Here is a 16,163-nt window from a genome sequence, read left to right on the forward strand (position 1 = left end):
TATCACTTTTTGGTGATGTTCGGCTGGACAAATGCGCCGCTACTTGCTGTACTGTATTTGACACAGATTTTGTGTCGTTCATTCATGTAAAGGTAAGTTTGATGTCTAAGATTAAAGGTAGCGTTAAGTGGTTTAATGAGTCCAAAGGATTCGGTTTCATTACTCCGGAAGATGGCAGCAAGGACGTATTCGTTCACTTCTCTGCTATCCAGAGCAACGGTTTCAAAACCCTGGCTGAAGGTCAGCGCGTAGAGTTTGAAATCACCAGCGGCGCTAAAGGACCTTCTGCTGCTAACGTTATCGCTATTTAATTATACCGATTTCCTGAAAAACCCGCCTGATGGCGGGTTTTTATTTTGTATCCTCTTTATCCCATCTCTCAGTGGGCGCTTAGCCAGCCTACCAGCGCAAACGCCAGCGCCGTCATGATCAGTGAACCGAGCAGATTGAGCAGCAAATTGAACAGCGCTGCGGCCCATTCGCCGCTCTGCAGCAGGGCAATCATTTCGTAGGAAAAAGTCGAGAATGTTGTCAGCCCGCCGCAAAAACCGGTCGTGAGCAACAGTTTCCAGTGTGGCGGAAGGTCGGGCTGGCGCATGAAATAGCTCATGGCCGCGCCGATAATGAAGGCGCCGATCAGGTTGGCCAGCAGTGTGCCGGCGGGAATCTGGGGAAACAGGTTATTAAAGCGCACGCTGAGTTGCCAGCGCGCGACGCTGCCAATCCCGCCGCCAATAAAAACAGCAAGTAACGTACTATACATAGTCACCTTTTCATTCAAGGGTAAGTTGGGCTAATCTCGAAAGGGCACGCCCGATTGAGGGACTCGTAGACATCATCAGCCGAAGGCGGTTATGGAGGAATGTCATCTCCGTTACTGGCTATTAAAGTTTACCCGCATGCCGATGTTTTTTATAGCCGTGGTAGTTTTACCAAATGTATCCGCCTGTTATGTATGAAGGAGCCAGATATGAAAGTGGCGCTCGGCCAGTTTGCCGTGCAACGTTTATGGCAGGACAACGCCCAGACGTGCATAACATTAATGGCCCAGGCGGCGTCCGCCGGGGCTGATCTGCTGGTGCTGCCGGAGGCGGTGCTGGCGCGAGACAACACGGACCCGGAATGGGGAGTCGGTTGCGCCCAGCCGATCACCGGCCCGTTTGTCAGCCAGTTGCTGACCGCCAGCCAGTCGCTGGATATCAGCGTGGTGTTTACCCTGCATACTCCGGCGGCGGATGGTCGTGTGCACAATACGCTGTTGGTTATCCGGCGAGGCGAAGTGTTGGTTCATTACCACAAGCTGCATTTGTATGACGCTTTTACGGTGCAGGAGTCTCGACGGGTGACGCCGGGAACGGCCCTGCCGCCGGTGGTGGAGGTGGCGGGAATGCGTGTCGGGCTGATGGTGTGCTACGACATCCGTTTCGCCGAGATGGCGCGCCAACTGGCGGTCAACGGCGCCGATGTGCTGGTAGTGCCGGCGGCCTGGGTGAAAGGCCCGCAGAAGGAAGCGCACTGGGAATTGCTGGCCCGGACCCGGGCGCTGGAGAACACCTGTTATCTGGTGGCGACAGGGGAGTGTAGCGACAGGAATATCGGCAATAGCATGGTGGTGGACCCGATGGGCGTGGTTATTGCCCAGGCTGCCGAACAGCCTGAATTGCTGCTGGCGGAACTGAAGCTGGAGCGTATTCAAGCTGTTCGTCGCCAGTTACCTGTGCTGCATCACAACCGTTTTAAGCCGCCTGTACTACGATAACAGCAAGGCATCACATGCCGGATAAAAACAGCGACTGGCGATGGGCGTCTTACTTTGTTACAGATGACCATTGCCTTATTCGGTGTATCGATTTAAAAAAGAGCGATGTAAAGCGCGCTGGCTTTTCCAGCTCACATCATCAGGTAGGTATGTATGGAAGGTATCAGTATTGCCAAGCTCTTAGTGATTGGCGCCTTGATTGTTCTGCTGTTCGGCACCAATAAACTGCGCAGTCTGGGCAGCGATCTGGGTGCCGCTATCAAAGGCTTCAAGAAATCCATGAGTGATGAGCAGCCGGCGCCGGCGGCAAAATCTTCCGCTCAGGATGAACATCCAGCCGCTATCAGCGAAAATCGTCCTAAAGAATAATTATCAGCGCTGACAGGCATCAAAATAAAAAAGCGGAGGGCTTTGCCATCCGCTTTTTGTGTTGCTTGTGTCATTTTGTAAGGGGATATTGCAGGCTGTAGCCCGTTATTTCACCTCAATCCCTTTGGCCTGCAAGTCGGCGTGGTAGGACGAACGAACGAACGGACCGCAGGCGGCGTGGGTAAAGCCCATCGCCAGCGCTTCCGCCTTCATTTCCTCAAACTCTTCCGGCGGCACATAACGTTGTACCGGTAGGTGGTGGCGGCTCGGCTGCAGGTACTGGCCCAGCGTCAGCATGGTCACGCCGTGGCGACGCAGATCGCGCATTACATCCAGAATTTCATCATTGGTCTCGCCCAGACCAACCATCAGACCGGACTTGGTCGGAATATTGGGATGCGCGGCTTTGAATTTTTCCAGCAGCTGCAACGACCATTCATAGTTGGCGCCCGGACGTACCTGGCGGTAGAGACGCGGCACGTTTTCCAGGTTGTGGTTAAATACGTCCGGCGGCGTGACGGTCAGAATATCCAGCGCCCGATCCATACGGCCACGGAAATCCGGCACCAGCGTTTCAATTCTGATGCTCGGGTTTTTACGACGAATGGCGCTGATGCAGTCGGCAAAATGCTGGGCGCCGCCGTCACGCAGGTCATCGCGGTCAACCGAGGTGATCACCACATAACGCAGCCCCATATCGTGAATGGTCTGAGCCAGTTTTTCCGGCTCGTTGGCATCCGGGGTCAGCGGGCGGCCGTGGGCGACATCGCAGAACGGGCAACGGCGGGTACAGATGGCGCCGAGGATCATGAACGTGGCGGTGCCGTGATTGAAGCACTCCGCCAGGTTAGGGCAGGATGCCTCTTCGCAAACCGAGTGCAGACCATTACGGCGCATGGCGTCCTTGATGCCCTGAATTCGGCTGGAGTCCGCAGGTAATTTGATTTTCATCCATTCCGGCTTGCGGAGCATCTCCTGACGCTCGGTGACGACGGTACGTACCGGGATCAGGGCCATTTTGTCTGCATCGCGGTATTTGACGCCACGTTCGATCTGAATCGGTTTACTCATGTTTGCGTAATTTCCAGTTCTGAATCGCTGTTATGAATTTATATAAAATTCATTGGATTACGTGAGTTGTTAAACTTTTTTTTAAAAAGCTCACAAAATTATATCATCTTTGTCCGCCGACGAGCAGCCATTGGGGGACAAAATACAGAAATTATGTAAATAAAATGTAATTTAACGGCGTCAGGCTGCGTCTGGCGCGCTCAGCGGATGTGGGGCCCCTTGCTGCGACCAGTTCCACTCCAGCCATTCCTGCTGCCGGTAATCCAGCAGTTCCATAAACGCGTTCACCATTACTGGCGCGGTTTCGGCTACCGTTGCGCCGGGAACCTGTTCGCTAAGTTGAGTCATCGCCATACCGGCATAGCCGCAAGGGTTGATGCGCAGGAAAGGGGACAGATCCATCGCAATGTTCAGCGCCAGCCCGTGAAACGAGCAGCCGTGACGGATGCGCAGGCCCAGTGAGCAGATTTTCCGTTCGCCGACGTAGACGCCGGGGGCGTCGGGGCGGGCGTGTGCGTCAACGGCGTAATGCGCCAGCGTATTGACGACGGTATTTTCGATAGCGGTTACCAACTGACGTACGCCAACTTTGCGACGTTTGATATCGATCAGCACATACATCACCTGCTGACCGGGGCCGTGGTAGGTCACCTGACCGCCGCGATCGCTTTGAATCACCGGGATGTCGCCGGGCATCAGAACATGTTCGGCTTTGCCCGCCTGTCCCTGGGTAAAGACCGGCGGATGCTGCACCAGCCACAATTCGTCAAAACTGTGGCTGTCCCGTTGTTCGGTAAAGGTATGCATGGCCTGTGATACCGGCTCGTAAGGCTGTACGCCCAACTGGCGCACTATGATCGTGTCACTGACCATGATCGCGTCACGTACTATCATCGCATCACGTACTATCATCGTGTCACGTACTGTGATCGTATCCTGTTGCAAGAGTGTCATCGTCGGGTGAAGAAAGAATGAGCGCAATTATAGCGGGGTGATGCTACAGCGAATAGCGGTTTCCTCGCTTGTCTCCGTATTAAGGAGACAAGGTCAGAGAGCGGCGGGCTTACAGCACCACACGTACAATATCGATGTTACCCAGTTCTTCGTACAGCGTTTCTACCTGCTCGATATGGGTGGCGATGATAGTAATCGACACCGAATGGTAGTTGCCTTTGGTGCTGGGCTTGATTTGCGGGTTATAGTCGCCGGGAGCATGGCGCTGAACCACTTCCACAACCCGATCCACCAGCTCCGGTTTTGCCAGCCCCATGACCTTGTAGGTAAATGAGCATGGAAATTCAAGCAATTCGTTGAGTTTGGTTTTCATGGCGACTCCAGAGTCATTCATTAGTACAAAATTATCACTCCCGCCGAAGCGGGAGTGTTAAGTATGACCGAAATCCTGTTGTTCGATCCTTAAGTGAGCAACATGAGGGCGGTTGCTCAGGATTCAAGGGGGATCAACTGAACCAGCGGTGGAACATCAGTTTGATGTAGTCGAACAGACGTCCGAAAATACCGCCTTCTTTGACTTCGTTCATCACTACCAGCGGGCGCTGTTCGATCACTTTGCCGTCCAACTGGAAGTTGATGGTACCCACCACCTGGTTTTTGGCCAGCGGCGCGTGCAGTTCCGTATTGGTCAACACATAGCTGGCTTTCAAATCTTTCATGCGGCCACGCGGAATGGTGATGTAGGCATCTTTATCCACGCCCAGCGATACCCGGTCGTTGTCGCCGAACCACACCGGTTCGGAGGCGAATTCTTTGCCGGTTTTCAGCGGCGCCACCGTTTCAAAGAAGCGGAAGCCCCAGGTCAGCAGTTTCTTGCTTTCTGTTTCACGACCTTTGAAGGTCCGTCCACCCAGTACGGCGGAGATCAGGCGCATCTGACCTTCGGTCGCAGAGGCCACCAGATTGTAGCCGGCGGAGGAGGTATGGCCGGTTTTGATGCCGTCAACGGCCAGGCTGCTGTCCCACAACAGGCCGTTGCGGTTCGTCTGGCGGATATTGTTGAAGGTAAATTCTTTCTCTTTGTAGGTCGCGTACTCATCCGGTACGTCGCGGATCAACGCCTGACCAATCAGCGCCATATCGCGGGCTGAGCTGTACTGGCCTTCAGCATCCAGGCCATGAACCGTTTTGAAGTTGGTGTTCTGCAACCCCAGCGCCTTGACGTAACCGTTCATCAGGTTGACGAACGAATCCTGGCTGCCCGCCACGTAGTCAGCCATTGCTACGCAGGCATCGTTGCCGGACTGCAGGATAATCCCTTTGTTCAGCAAATAAACCGGCACGCGATCGCCCGGTTTGAGGAACATCAGCGACGATCCCTGAAACTCGGAGTTGCCGGTAGCCCAGGCGTCTTTGCCAATAGTCACGACATCGTTCGGGCTGATCTTCCCGGCCTTAATCGCCTGGCCGATGACGTAGCTGGTCATCATTTTGGTCAGGCTGGCGGGGTTGCGACGGGTGTCGGCGTTCTTTTCCGCCAGCACTTTACCCGAGTTGTAATCAATCAGGATGTACGCTTCGGCATCAATGTCCGGGACGGCAGGAATCATGGTTTTCAGATTAATGTCGTCTGCGTAGGCGAAAGTGGATGCACCGATGGCGAGCAACGTGCCGAGCGCAATACGTTTGGTAAAACAAGACGTGATTACTGTTTTCATGATTGGAACAACAACATCCGTGGGTATAAGTTAAAAAACGAGCCACACTATAACAGATGAAAATCGGGGCGGCACCAGACAATACGTTACGCGATTTTGCCGATCGCCGGGGGCGATATCGTTATCGCTCGTACAGATAAAGAAAGAGGGAATTTATCCCTCTTTCGACCGGAAATAGGTTACTGCGCGCCAGACACGGTGGTGATAAATGACGGCTGTTGCGCTTCGCTGGACAGGCGCTGTTGCAGGTCGGCAGCTTGCTGACGGCTCTGGAACGGCCCCAACTGGATGCGGTATAAACCGTTATTCAGGGTGACTTTGCCAGGCACGCGGAAGCGCTCGTTCAGGCTTTTCAGCCAGGTTTGCGCCCGCTGCTGATCGCTCAGTGCGCCGACCTGCACCACGATGTTGCCGGAACCGGCAGGCACAGCCGGTTGCGACAGCGTGCGTGACGGCTGAACGGCGACCGGCGCTGTCGCGACCGCCGTAGCTCTGACTGGCGTAGCGGCAGGCGTTGGCTCCGGGCTTTCCAGCACCCCGCTGGGTAGCGGTTTGGGTGCGCCGAGGAAACTGCCTCCGCTTGAGGCGCCGGTATTGTTGATAGCCGGGCTACCGCTAACGATATTGCTGCCGCTATTACCTGTTGTCGGCGTCAAGGTGGCGTTGCTGATCGGCCGCACCGCAGCGTCAGTCGCCGGCGCGCTTTCCATGACCGGCGTTCCCAGACCGCTGGAGCCCAGCGTCGGGCGTGACGGCAGGGCAAAACTCTGTTTGGCGACACGGGTGCCGATGGTGCCGGGGCCGGAGAGCGAGCCGTCCGGCGCCACGCTGATGAAATCTACCTTCACCTTGGTATTGTTGGACAGATTAAGGCGGTCGGCCGCGCCTTTGGTCAGATCGATGATTCTACCCGGCGTATAAGGCCCGCGATCGTTGACGCGCACCACCAGACGACGGCCGTTGCTGAGGTTGGTGACGCGCACATAGCTCGGAATCGGCAGCGTGGGATGAGCGGCGGCCATGGCGTTGACGTCGAATTCTTCGCCGGTCGCCGTGCGGTTACCGACTGATTCCCGATCGTGCCAGGCGGCAAACCCGCTTTCACTGAAATTCTCCGGATTTTTGACAATACGGTAGGTTTTGCCGTTCATGCTGTAATCCTGCATGTTGGCGGGTTTGTACGGTTCGTAGCGCGGCTCCGCGCCGCCGATTTCTTCCACCGGGCCATTGTACGCCGTGGCCTGCGGTGAGGGAGACTGAGGCTGTTCCGTCACCGCGCAGCCTGCCAGAGCCAGGCTGATCGCGCCAATCCAAACCCAATCCTTACGCATTGCTCACCCCTATAAATTCTTGGATAACATTTTGCGGTGAGTGTGTATCGACATGACGATACCGAATCCCGCCATCAAGACGACCAGAGCCGAGCCGCCATAGCTGACCAACGGCAGCGGCACCCCGACCACCGGCAGGATACCACTCACCATGCCGATGTTAACAAACACATACACGAAAAAGATTAGCATCAAGCCACCGACCATCACCCGGCCGAACGAGGTTTGCGCATTGGCGGCGATCACCAGGCCGCGCATGATCAGGAACAGGTACAACCCCAGCAGGATCAGCACGCCGATCAGTCCCAGCTCTTCGGCCAGCACCGCGAAGATGAAGTCGGTATGGCGTTCCGGCAGGAACTCCAACTGAGACTGGGTGCCCTGCAGCCAGCCTTTGCCGGCCAGGCCGCCGGAACCGATGGCGATTTTCGACTGGATAATATGATAACCGGCGCCGAGCGGATCGGTTTCCGGGTCCAGCAGCATCATTACCCTGTCGCGCTGGTAATCATGCATCAGGAAAAACCACAGTACGGGAATGAACGCCGCCAGCAAAATGGCGGCAATAGCGATCAGCCGCCAGCTCATGCCGGCGAGGAACAGCACGAACAGGCCGGAAGCGCAAATCAGGATGGCGGTGCCAAGGTCCGGCTGGGCGGCCACCAGCAGGGTGGGGGCGAACGTCAGCGCCAGCGCGATGGCGGTATTTTTCAACGACGGCGGGCACATATCGCGGTTGATATAGCGGGCCACCATCAGCGGCACCGCGATTTTGGCGATTTCCGACGGCTGGAAGCGCACCACGCCTAAATCGAGCCAGCGTTGCGCGCCTTTACTGATCTGGCCGAATACATCCACCATGACCAGCAGGATAAAACAGAAAATGTACAGATACGGGGCCCAGCCCTCATAGACCCGCGGCGGGATTTGCGCCATGCCGATCATGACGACCAACCCCAGCACGCATTGGGCAATTTTGCGCTCCATCATGCCCGTGTCCTGCCCGCTGGCGCTCCACATGACGAACATGCTATAGCCCAGTAACGCCATTACACACAGAAGGAAAGGCAGATCAATGTGCATTTTGGTCCAGATTGAGCCTTTTTGTTGACTGTCAGTCATGGTGCCTCTACTCGGTTTCACTGCCCGGCGGCGACGGCGGCGCGTCCGGCAGGTTGGTATTGTTGTCGCCCAACATAATATGGTCGAGGATTTGACGCACGATTGTCCCGACGGCTGGCCCGGCGCCGCCGTTTTCCAGAATGATGGACATGGCGACTTTCGGGTTGCTGTAAGGGGCGAAAGCAACCATCAGTTTGTGGTCGCGCAGCCGTTCGGCAATCCGGTTGGCGTTATAGGTTTCGTTTTCCTTCAGGCCGAATACCTGTGCCGTCCCTGACTTGGCCGCAATCTTATACGGCGCGTCGGCAAAGAATTTGTGGGCGGTGCCGTTCTGGCGGTTGGCGACGCCGTACATGCCGTCTTTGGCTATTTCCCAGTAACCGGAGCGGATATCGCCGATCTGCTGGTGCTCCGGCTGGCGGTAAGGCACCTGAGTATTGTTTTCCTGCGTACTGCTAAGCAGATGTGGCGTTTTGACCTGGCCGTCGTTAATCAGCGTGGTCAGCGCTTTGATCATCTGGATCGGCGTGGCGGTCCAGTAGCCCTGGCCGATGCCGACCGGGATAGTATCCCCCTGATACCAGGGTTTCTTGTAGCGTTTCATCTTCCAGTCTCGGGTCGGCATGATCCCGGCCCGTTCTTCAGACAGATCGACACCGGTGAGATGACCGTAACCGAATTTGCCCATCCACTCAGACAGGCGGTCGATACCCATGTCATAGGCGACCTGATAGAAGAAGGTATCGGCGGATTCTTCCAGCGATTTGGTGAGATTCAGGCGGCCGTGTCCCCATTTTTTCCAGTCGCGGAAGCGTTTTTCCGAGCCGGGCAACTGCCACCAGCCGGGGTCAAACAGCGAGGTATAAGGAGTGATAACTCCAGCACTCAGCGCGGATACCGCGATGTAGGGTTTGACAGTAGAGGCGGGTGGGTATACGCCTTGTGTCGCGCGGTTAATCAGCGGCCGATTCTGATCGTTGAGTAGTTCCCGATAGGCTTTGCCTGAAATGCCGTCGACGAATGGGTTCGGGTCGTAACTGGGATTGGATACCATGGCCAGAATACCCGCATCCCGTGGATCGGTGACTACCACGGCGGCGCGGCTGCCGGTCAGCAGTTTCTCAATATAGAGCTGGAGATTAAGGTCCAGCGTCAGGTAGATATCTTTGCCGGCTTGCGGCGGTTGTTCGTGCAACTGGCGAATCACGCGGCCGCGGTTATTGACTTCCACTTCCTCGTAGCCCGGTTTGCCGTGCAGCACATCTTCGTAATAGCGTTCAATACCGAGCTTGCCGATATCATGGGTCGCCGCGTAGTCCGCCAGCTTGCCTTCCTGGTCCAGTCTTTCCAGATCTTTATCGTTGATTTTAGAGACGTAGCCAATGACGTGGGTCAGCGCGGCACCGTACGGGTAGTAGCGGCGCTGGTAGCCTTTGACTTCCACGCCGGGAAAACGGTACTGATTGACGGCGAAGCTCGCTACCTGCACTTCATTCAATCCGGTTTTGACCGGGATGGACGTGAAGCGACGCGAACGTTTACGCTCTTTTCTGAAGTTATCGATGTCTTCATCGGTCAGGTCAATGATCGATTTGAGCGCCTGCAGCGTCTCTTCCAGATTGTTGACTTTTTCGGGAATCAGCTCCAGCTGGTAAATCGTGCGGTTGAGCGCCAGCGGGGTGCCGTTGCGGTCATAGATGATGCCGCGGCTTGGAGCAATCGGCACCAGCTTGATGCGGTTTTCATTCGAACGGGTACGATAATCGTCAAAACGTAAAACCTGCAGGTGGTATAGATTGGCGACCAGAATACCGCTCAGCAGCAAAATGCCCAGGAACGCGACCAGCGCCCGGCGTACGAACAGGGCTGCCTCAGCCGTATAGTCACGAAAGGGTTTACGTTCTATATTCATCCAGCGATTGCTACTTCACAGGGTTCATCGTTCGCCTTACTCCCGATGGTAAGGATGATTGGTGGTAATACTCCAGGCCCGGTACAGACTCTCCGCCACCAGCACGCGCACCAGCGGATGCGGCAGCGTCAGCGGCGACAGGGACCAGCTTTGCTCCGCCGCGGCTTTGCACTGCGGCGCCAGCCCTTCAGGGCCGCCAATCAGCAGGCTGATATCGCGACCGTCCTGTTTCCAGCGCTCCAGTTGCTGCGCCAACTGCGGCGTTTCCCAACGCGAACCGGGAATATCCAGCGTTACGATGCGGTTGCCTTTGCCTACGGCGCCCAGCATCAGTTCGCCTTCCCGTTCCAGAATCCGTTTGATATCGGCGTTCTTGCCGCGCTTACCCGCCGGAATCTCCACCAGTTCAAACGGCATGTCTTTGGGAAAACGGCGGATGTAATCGGTAAAGCCGGTCTGCACCCAGTCGGGCATTTTGGTGCCAACGGCGACCAGTTGCAGCTTCATATCAGCCCCAGAGTTTTTCCAGTTCGTACAGGTGGCGGCTCTCTTCCTGCATCACATGGACGATCACGTCGCCGAGATCGACCACGACCCAGTCGGCGTCGTTTTCCCCTTCAACGCCTAGCGGCATCAGCCCGGCGGCGCGGGATTCCTGCACAACGTGATCGGCGATGGAGTTGACATGACGGCTGGAGGTGCCGGTACAAATAATCATGCAGTCAGTGATACTGGATTTCCCTTTTACATTGAGGGCAACAATATCCTGACCTTTCAAATCGTCAAGTTTATCAATAACGAAATCTTGGAGTGCTTGGCCTTGCAAAGGTTCCCCCTTTAATGAGTGGTTAATCTGCCGGTTATGCGGGCTGGCCTGGCGTCAGTGAAATAGCCGTTTCACCGCGACGGCAGGTGGTTTTCCTGTAGCCGAAACCAGCGGCGGAGTATATCACGGCCTTATAATGAGTGGTATCAACGCATGACTATCGATAGAGTCCGTGTGTGTCAATATACTTCAGCACACTTTCGGGCAGCAGATCATGGCAGTCGAGGCCTTGTTGTCGGCGATGACGGATGTCGGTGGCGGAAATCGGCAGAAGCGGGGTATGGGCGAGGTAAATCAGCCCGTGACAGCGGCGGTGCAACTGGTCGACATCGTAAGTCTGGTGCGCGCCCAGCCAGGCTTCCAGCTCGGCGGTATCCAACTGCTGGCGGTAACCGGGGCGGGCGCAGACCAGCAGATGACAATAATCCAGAATTTCCTGCCAGCGATGCCAGCGATGCAGCGTCAACAGCGAGTCTTGCCCGATAATGAACGCCAGCGGCGCGCCGGCGCCTTTCTCGGCGCGTAATGCTTCCAGCGTCTCAATGGTATAGGACGGCGTGGCGCGCTGCAGTTCACGATCGTCGATCTGAAACAGCGGGTTATCGCGTACCGCTAGCTCAACCATGCTCTTGCGCTGGCCGGCGCTGGCTTCCGGCTGCTCGCGGTGCGGCGGGACGTTGTTGGGCAACAGAATAACGCGTTGCAGACCAATTTCCTGCGCCAGCGCGGCGACCGGGCGCAAATGCCCATAGTGAATCGGGTCAAACGTACCGCCAAAGTAGGCGGTCAGGGGCTGGGTGACCGGGAATGTCGACAAATTGCTATACCTCAAGCAGGCCGTCGGGCAGCGCTTTACCGCACAGAATCATCGACAGCGTTTCCAGTTCCGCCCAGACCGGTTGCCCGTAATTCTGTTTCAGGGTGATCTCCAGCCGGCTCAGCAGGGTAATCGCCTGCTGTAATTGCGTCAGCGACAGACGTTGCAATGCCTGCGTCAACAGCGGACGTCGGTTTTGCCACACCTTGTGCTGATCAAGCAGCGTGCGCAGCGGCGTGGTCGCCATGCGTCGTTTTAACTGTAGCAGCAACAGCAATTCCCGCTGCACGGTGCGCAGCAGGATAACCGGCTCACACTCTTCCAGCCGTAACTGCTGCAAAATGTGCCACGCGCGTTTGCTTTTGCCGCCCAGCAGCGCATCCAGCCAGTGGAACGGCGTGAAATGCGCGGCATCGTTGACCGCCTGTTCGACCCGCGGCAGCGTCAGCTTGCCGTCCGGATACAGCAGCGACAGTCGCTCCAGCGCTTGCACCAACGCCAGCAGATTTCCTTCATAGCAATAGCAAATCAACTGGCTGGCGGCGTCATCCAGTTCCAGCTTCATGTTTTTAGCGCGATGCGCCACCCAGCGGGGGAGTTGTTCCTGTTCAGGCGTCATGCAGGGGACATACACGCCCTGTTGCGACAACGCTTTGAACCAGGCGCTGTTTTCCTGCGCTTTGGTGAGCTTGCTGCCCCGTACCATCAACAGAATGTCGGGATGCAACAGGGTGGAAAGCTTGACCAGTTGCTCGCTGATGGGGGCGCCGGGACCGGCGTCGGGCAAAATCAGCAGCAGGGTCTGGCGGGATGCAAACAGGCTGAGCGCCTGACAGGTGGAAAAAATAGCATCCCAGTCGGTGTTGTTATCCAGCGTGAAACTGAAGTGTTCCAGAAAATCTTGCTGACGGGCGATGGTCCGGATCTGATCCTGACTCTCCTGCAGCAATAGGGGTTCGTTGCCGAACAGCAGATAACAGCCGCGCAGCCCCTCATGGAGCTGCGCGGTCAGTTGTTCGGGATAGATCCGAATCATGGGTGCGCCGGTGCGGATGTAGCGGCCTGCGCCTTCTGATTGATTTTCGCGTTCTGGCTTCCTTTGATCGTCAGTAGTTTTCGTACCAACTGTTGGGCCGCCTGCTCACGCATTTCACGCAGTACGATATCCTGCTCTGCGTCTTTGGCCAGCGCAGCAAGCGGGTTATCGAAGAAGGAGCGGAAAATCGTCACGTTGAGCGGATAGATGTCATCACCCGGGATCAGCACCTGTGTTTTTACTTCCAGAACCAGCTGGTACTCTGCTGTTTTCCCATCCTGGAAAATAGATACGGTGTTGCGGGTCAGATGGTCTCCCATAAAACGGAAGGACGGCAGATCCTTACGTTCGGTATTTTCCATGATGTTGACGTTGTTGAGACGCAACTGTTCACGGATGGCCCGCGTCATCGGGCCGTAGGGGTCGCCACTGTCCAGAATCAGATTATGCAACTGCTCCGGCATCTGAGTGGTGCCGCGCAGATGAAAGCCGCAGCCGGCGGTCATCAAGACCACCAGCCCCAGCACCAGCGTTAAAAACGGGTGTCGCACAGTACCTCCTTGCCTTAACCCACAACCAGGTTAAGCAGTTTGCCTGGAACGAAAATCACCTTGCGAACGGTCACGCCATCCAGATATTTGGCTACCAGCGGCTCCTGTGCCGCCCGATCGCGAACCTGTTGCTCGGTGGCATCGGCCGCTACGGTGATTTTGCCGCGAACTTTACCGTTGACCTGTACCACGACCAAACGAGAGTCTTCCACCATCGCCTGTTCGTCCGCTACCGGCCACGGCGCCTGATCGATGTCGCCTTCGCCTTTCAGCTCGCGCCACAGTACGAAGCAGGCGTGCGGAGTGAACGGGTAGAGCATCCGCACTACCGCCAGCAGCGTTTCCTGCGTCAGCGCGCGGTCCTGTTCCGACTCCTGCGGCGCTTTGGCCAGCTTGTTCATCAGCTCCATGATCGCCGCGATGGCGGTGTTGAAGGTCTGACGACGGCCAATATCATCCGTCACTTTGGCGATGGTTTTGTGCAGGTCGCGGCGCAGCGCTTTTTGGTCTTCCGTCAGCGCAGCCACATCCAACTGTTGAGTAGCGCCTTTCCCGGTGTGGTCGTAAACCTGTTTCCACACGCGTTTCAGGAAGCGGTTAGCCCCTTCCACGCCGGATTCCTGCCACTCCAGCGTCATTTCCGCCGGGGAGGCGAACATCATGAACAGACGTACGGTGTCGGCGCCGTAGCGTTCCACCATGACCTGCGGGTCGATACCGTTGTTTTTCGATTTCGACATTTTGCTCATGCCGGCGTAAACCAGCTCGCGGCCTTCTTTATCGAACGCTTTGGTGATGCGCCCTTTGTCGTCGCGCTCCAGCGTCGCGTCGCTCGGCGATACCCAGATACGCTCGCCGTTGTTGCCGACATAGTAGAAGGCGTCGGCCAGAACCATCCCCTGACACAGCAGACGTTTAGCCGGTTCGTTGGAGTTCACCAGACCGGCGTCGCGCATCAGTTTGTGGAAGAAACGGAAGTACATCAGGTGCATGATGGCGTGTTCGATACCGCCGACATACTGGTCTACCGGCAGCCAGTAGTTGGCGGCAGCCGGATCCAACATGCCCTGATCGTACTGCGGGCAGGTGTAACGCGCGTAATACCAGGACGACTCCATGAAGGTATCGAAGGTATCGGTTTCACGCAGCGCCGGCTGGCCGTTGACCGTGGTTTTGGCCCACTCGGGATCGGCCTTGATCGGGCTGGTGATGCCGTCCATTACCACGTCTTCCGGCAACACTACCGGCAGTTGGTCTTCCGGCGTCGGGATTACGGTGCCGTCTTCCAGCGTCACCATCGGGATCGGCGCGCCCCAGTAGCGCTGACGGGACACACCCCAGTCGCGCAGACGGTAATTGACCTTGCGCTGACCGACGCCCAGCGACACCAGTTTGTCGGCAATGGCGTTAAAGGCGGCGTCAAAGTCCAGTCCGTCGAATTCGCCGGAGTTGAACAGGCGGCCTTTTTCAGTTTGCGCCTGAGCGGACAGATCCGGCTCGCTGCCGTCTGCCATCAGAATAACCGGTTTCACCGGCAGGCTATATTTGTGGGCGAATTCCCAGTCGCGCTGGTCGTGGCCCGGTACCGCCATGACGGCGCCGGTGCCGTATTCCATCAGCACGAAGTTGGCGGCCCACACCGGCACGTTTTCGCCGGTCAGCGGGTGGATGGCGAACAGACCGGTAGCGACGCCTTTTTTCTCCATGGTCGCCATGTCGGCTTCCGCCACTTTGGTGTTGCGGCATTCGGCGATAAAGTCCTGCAGCGCCGGGTTGTTTTCCGCCGCTTTCAGCGCCAGCGGGTGACCAGCCGCCACGGCGACATAGGTCACGCCCATGAAGGTGTCCGGGCGGGTAGTGTAAACGGTCAGGGTGTCGTCGCCGTCAGCGATCCGGAAGGTGATTTCCACCCCTTCGGAACGGCCGATCCAGTTGCGCTGCATGGTTTTGACCTGCTCAGGCCAGCTTTCCAGCGTATCCAGATCGTTGAGCAGTTCGTCGGCGTAAGCGGTGATTTTGATGAACCACTGCGGGATTTCCTTGCGTTCCACCTTGGTGTCGCAACGCCAGCAGCATCCGTCGATCACCTGCTCGTTGGCTAGCACGGTCAGGTCGTTCGGGCACCAGTTCACCGCTGAGGTTTTTTTGTAAACCAGGCCTTTCTCATACAGTTTGGTGAAGAACCACTGTTCCCAGCGGTAGTAATCCGGTTTGCAGGTCGCCACTTCGCGATCCCAGTCGTAACCGAAGCCCAGCAATTTCAGCTGGTTTTTCATGTATTCGATATTGGCGTAGGTCCAGGGCGCCGGCGCGGTATTGTTTTTCACCGCCGCGCCTTCCGCCGGCAGGCCAAAGGCGTCCCAGCCGATCGGCTGCAGAACGTTTTTGCCCAGCATACGCTGATAGCGGGAGATCACGTCGCCGATGGTGTAGTTGCGGACATGACCCATGTGTAGACGGCCAGAAGGATAAGGCAGCATGGAAAGGCAATAGTATTTTTCCTTGCCGGGTTCTTCGGTCACTTTGAAAGTCTGTTTCTCTTGCCAGTGAAGCTGGACGTGCGCTTCGATATCTTCTGGGCGGTATTGCTCTTGCATGGCTGCCAGTGGTCCTTAGTGAAAATCGCTACCTCGGTAGCATGTTCTGTTTCATTTCAAAAGATCCGCATAGCATAGCTGATAAGCGACTGGCTCAACA

17 protein-coding genes and 1 riboswitch are annotated in these 16,163 nt (G+C 56.6%); of the genes, 3 read left to right on the forward strand and 14 right to left on the reverse strand.

All coding sequences use genetic code 11. The features are described 5' to 3' along the window. Positions 1-101 precede the first annotated feature (101 nt). On the forward strand, positions 102-311 hold the full coding sequence (gene cspE, locus CPA59_RS06045) for a transcription antiterminator/RNA stability regulator CspE (RefSeq protein WP_009113827.1): 210 nt from the start codon (positions 102-104) through the stop codon (positions 309-311). Between the two features lie 68 nt (positions 312-379). Here cspE and crcB read toward each other — a convergent pair whose 3' ends face one another. Then, positions 380-763, reverse strand: a complete 384-nt coding sequence (gene crcB, locus CPA59_RS06050; RefSeq protein WP_038918265.1) for a fluoride efflux transporter CrcB — start codon at positions 761-763, stop codon at positions 380-382. Between the two features lie 59 nt (positions 764-822). Beyond that, positions 823-882: riboswitch (Fluoride riboswitch) on the reverse strand. Positions 883-970: 88 nt separating this feature from the next. On the opposite strand from crcB, the gene CPA59_RS06055 reads away from it, so the two are divergent. Beyond that, on the forward strand, positions 971-1,759 hold the full coding sequence (locus tag CPA59_RS06055; protein WP_049854197.1) for a deaminated glutathione amidase: 789 nt from the start codon (positions 971-973) through the stop codon (positions 1,757-1,759). A 153-nt stretch (positions 1,760-1,912) separates the two neighbouring features. Then, the gene (tatA, locus tag CPA59_RS06060) at positions 1,913-2,128 is read left to right on the forward strand and encodes a Sec-independent protein translocase subunit TatA (protein WP_038660971.1); all 216 of its coding nucleotides are present in this window, start codon (positions 1,913-1,915) and stop codon (positions 2,126-2,128) included. A gap of 105 nt (positions 2,129-2,233) precedes the next feature. Here the strand turns inward: tatA and lipA are convergent, their stop codons facing one another. From lipA to leuS, 13 genes are all read right to left on the reverse strand, one after another. Beyond that, positions 2,234-3,199 carry a lipoyl synthase gene (gene lipA / locus CPA59_RS06065; protein ID WP_038918268.1) on the reverse strand — a complete coding sequence of 322 codons (966 nt, stop codon included), beginning with the start codon at positions 3,197-3,199 and terminating at the stop codon, positions 2,234-2,236. Positions 3,200-3,379: 180 nt separating this feature from the next. Beyond that, complete coding sequence (lipB, locus tag CPA59_RS06070) at positions 3,380-4,072, reverse strand: lipoyl(octanoyl) transferase LipB (protein WP_107760770.1); 693 nt, start codon at positions 4,070-4,072, stop codon at positions 3,380-3,382. Between the two features lie 190 nt (positions 4,073-4,262). After that, on the reverse strand, positions 4,263-4,526 hold the full coding sequence (gene ybeD / locus CPA59_RS06075) for a DUF493 family protein YbeD (protein WP_013316963.1): 264 nt from the start codon (positions 4,524-4,526) through the stop codon (positions 4,263-4,265). Positions 4,527-4,659: 133 nt separating this feature from the next. After that, positions 4,660-5,871, reverse strand: coding sequence for a D-alanyl-D-alanine carboxypeptidase DacA (gene dacA / locus CPA59_RS06080; protein WP_038918269.1), 1,212 nt, complete (start codon positions 5,869-5,871; stop codon positions 4,660-4,662). A gap of 179 nt (positions 5,872-6,050) precedes the next feature. After that, positions 6,051-7,202 carry an endolytic peptidoglycan transglycosylase RlpA gene (rlpA, locus tag CPA59_RS06085; protein WP_107758888.1) on the reverse strand — a complete coding sequence of 384 codons (1,152 nt, stop codon included), beginning with the start codon at positions 7,200-7,202 and terminating at the stop codon, positions 6,051-6,053. A gap of 9 nt (positions 7,203-7,211) precedes the next feature. Continuing rightward, positions 7,212-8,324: a peptidoglycan glycosyltransferase MrdB gene (mrdB, locus tag CPA59_RS06090; RefSeq protein ID WP_038660958.1), complete on the reverse strand. Its 1,113-nt coding sequence runs from the start codon at positions 8,322-8,324 to the stop codon at positions 7,212-7,214. A 7-nt stretch (positions 8,325-8,331) separates the two neighbouring features. Continuing rightward, positions 8,332-10,236 (reverse strand): peptidoglycan DD-transpeptidase MrdA, encoded by a 1,905-nt coding sequence (gene mrdA, locus CPA59_RS06095; RefSeq protein ID WP_038918271.1) that lies wholly within the window; start codon positions 10,234-10,236, stop codon positions 8,332-8,334. A gap of 36 nt (positions 10,237-10,272) precedes the next feature. Then, complete coding sequence (gene rlmH / locus CPA59_RS06100) at positions 10,273-10,743, reverse strand: 23S rRNA (pseudouridine(1915)-N(3))-methyltransferase RlmH (protein ID WP_107758889.1); 471 nt, start codon at positions 10,741-10,743, stop codon at positions 10,273-10,275. A gap of 1 nt (position 10,744) precedes the next feature. Continuing rightward, positions 10,745-11,062 carry a ribosome silencing factor gene (gene rsfS / locus CPA59_RS06105; RefSeq protein ID WP_107758890.1) on the reverse strand — a complete coding sequence of 106 codons (318 nt, stop codon included), beginning with the start codon at positions 11,060-11,062 and terminating at the stop codon, positions 10,745-10,747. A 157-nt stretch (positions 11,063-11,219) separates the two neighbouring features. Next, on the reverse strand, positions 11,220-11,894 hold the full coding sequence (gene nadD, locus CPA59_RS06110) for a nicotinate-nucleotide adenylyltransferase (RefSeq protein WP_107758891.1): 675 nt from the start codon (positions 11,892-11,894) through the stop codon (positions 11,220-11,222). Next, positions 11,884-12,915: a DNA polymerase III subunit delta gene (gene holA / locus CPA59_RS06115; protein ID WP_049854200.1), complete on the reverse strand. Its 1,032-nt coding sequence runs from the start codon at positions 12,913-12,915 to the stop codon at positions 11,884-11,886. The genes nadD and holA overlap by 11 nt, the downstream gene beginning before the upstream one ends. Beyond that, positions 12,912-13,466, reverse strand: coding sequence for an LPS assembly lipoprotein LptE (gene lptE, locus CPA59_RS06120; RefSeq protein WP_038918275.1), 555 nt, complete (start codon positions 13,464-13,466; stop codon positions 12,912-12,914). Before lptE ends, holA begins: the two co-directional genes overlap by 4 nt. Before the next feature lie 14 nt (positions 13,467-13,480). After that, complete coding sequence (gene leuS, locus CPA59_RS06125; RefSeq protein WP_107758892.1) at positions 13,481-16,063, reverse strand: leucine--tRNA ligase; 2,583 nt, start codon at positions 16,061-16,063, stop codon at positions 13,481-13,483. Positions 16,064-16,163: the final 100 nt, after the last annotated feature.

It is taken from the genome of Dickeya sp. Secpp 1600 (genome assembly GCF_003049805.1).
In the GTDB taxonomy this organism is placed as follows: Bacteria; Pseudomonadota; Gammaproteobacteria; order Enterobacterales; family Enterobacteriaceae; genus Dickeya; species Dickeya fangzhongdai.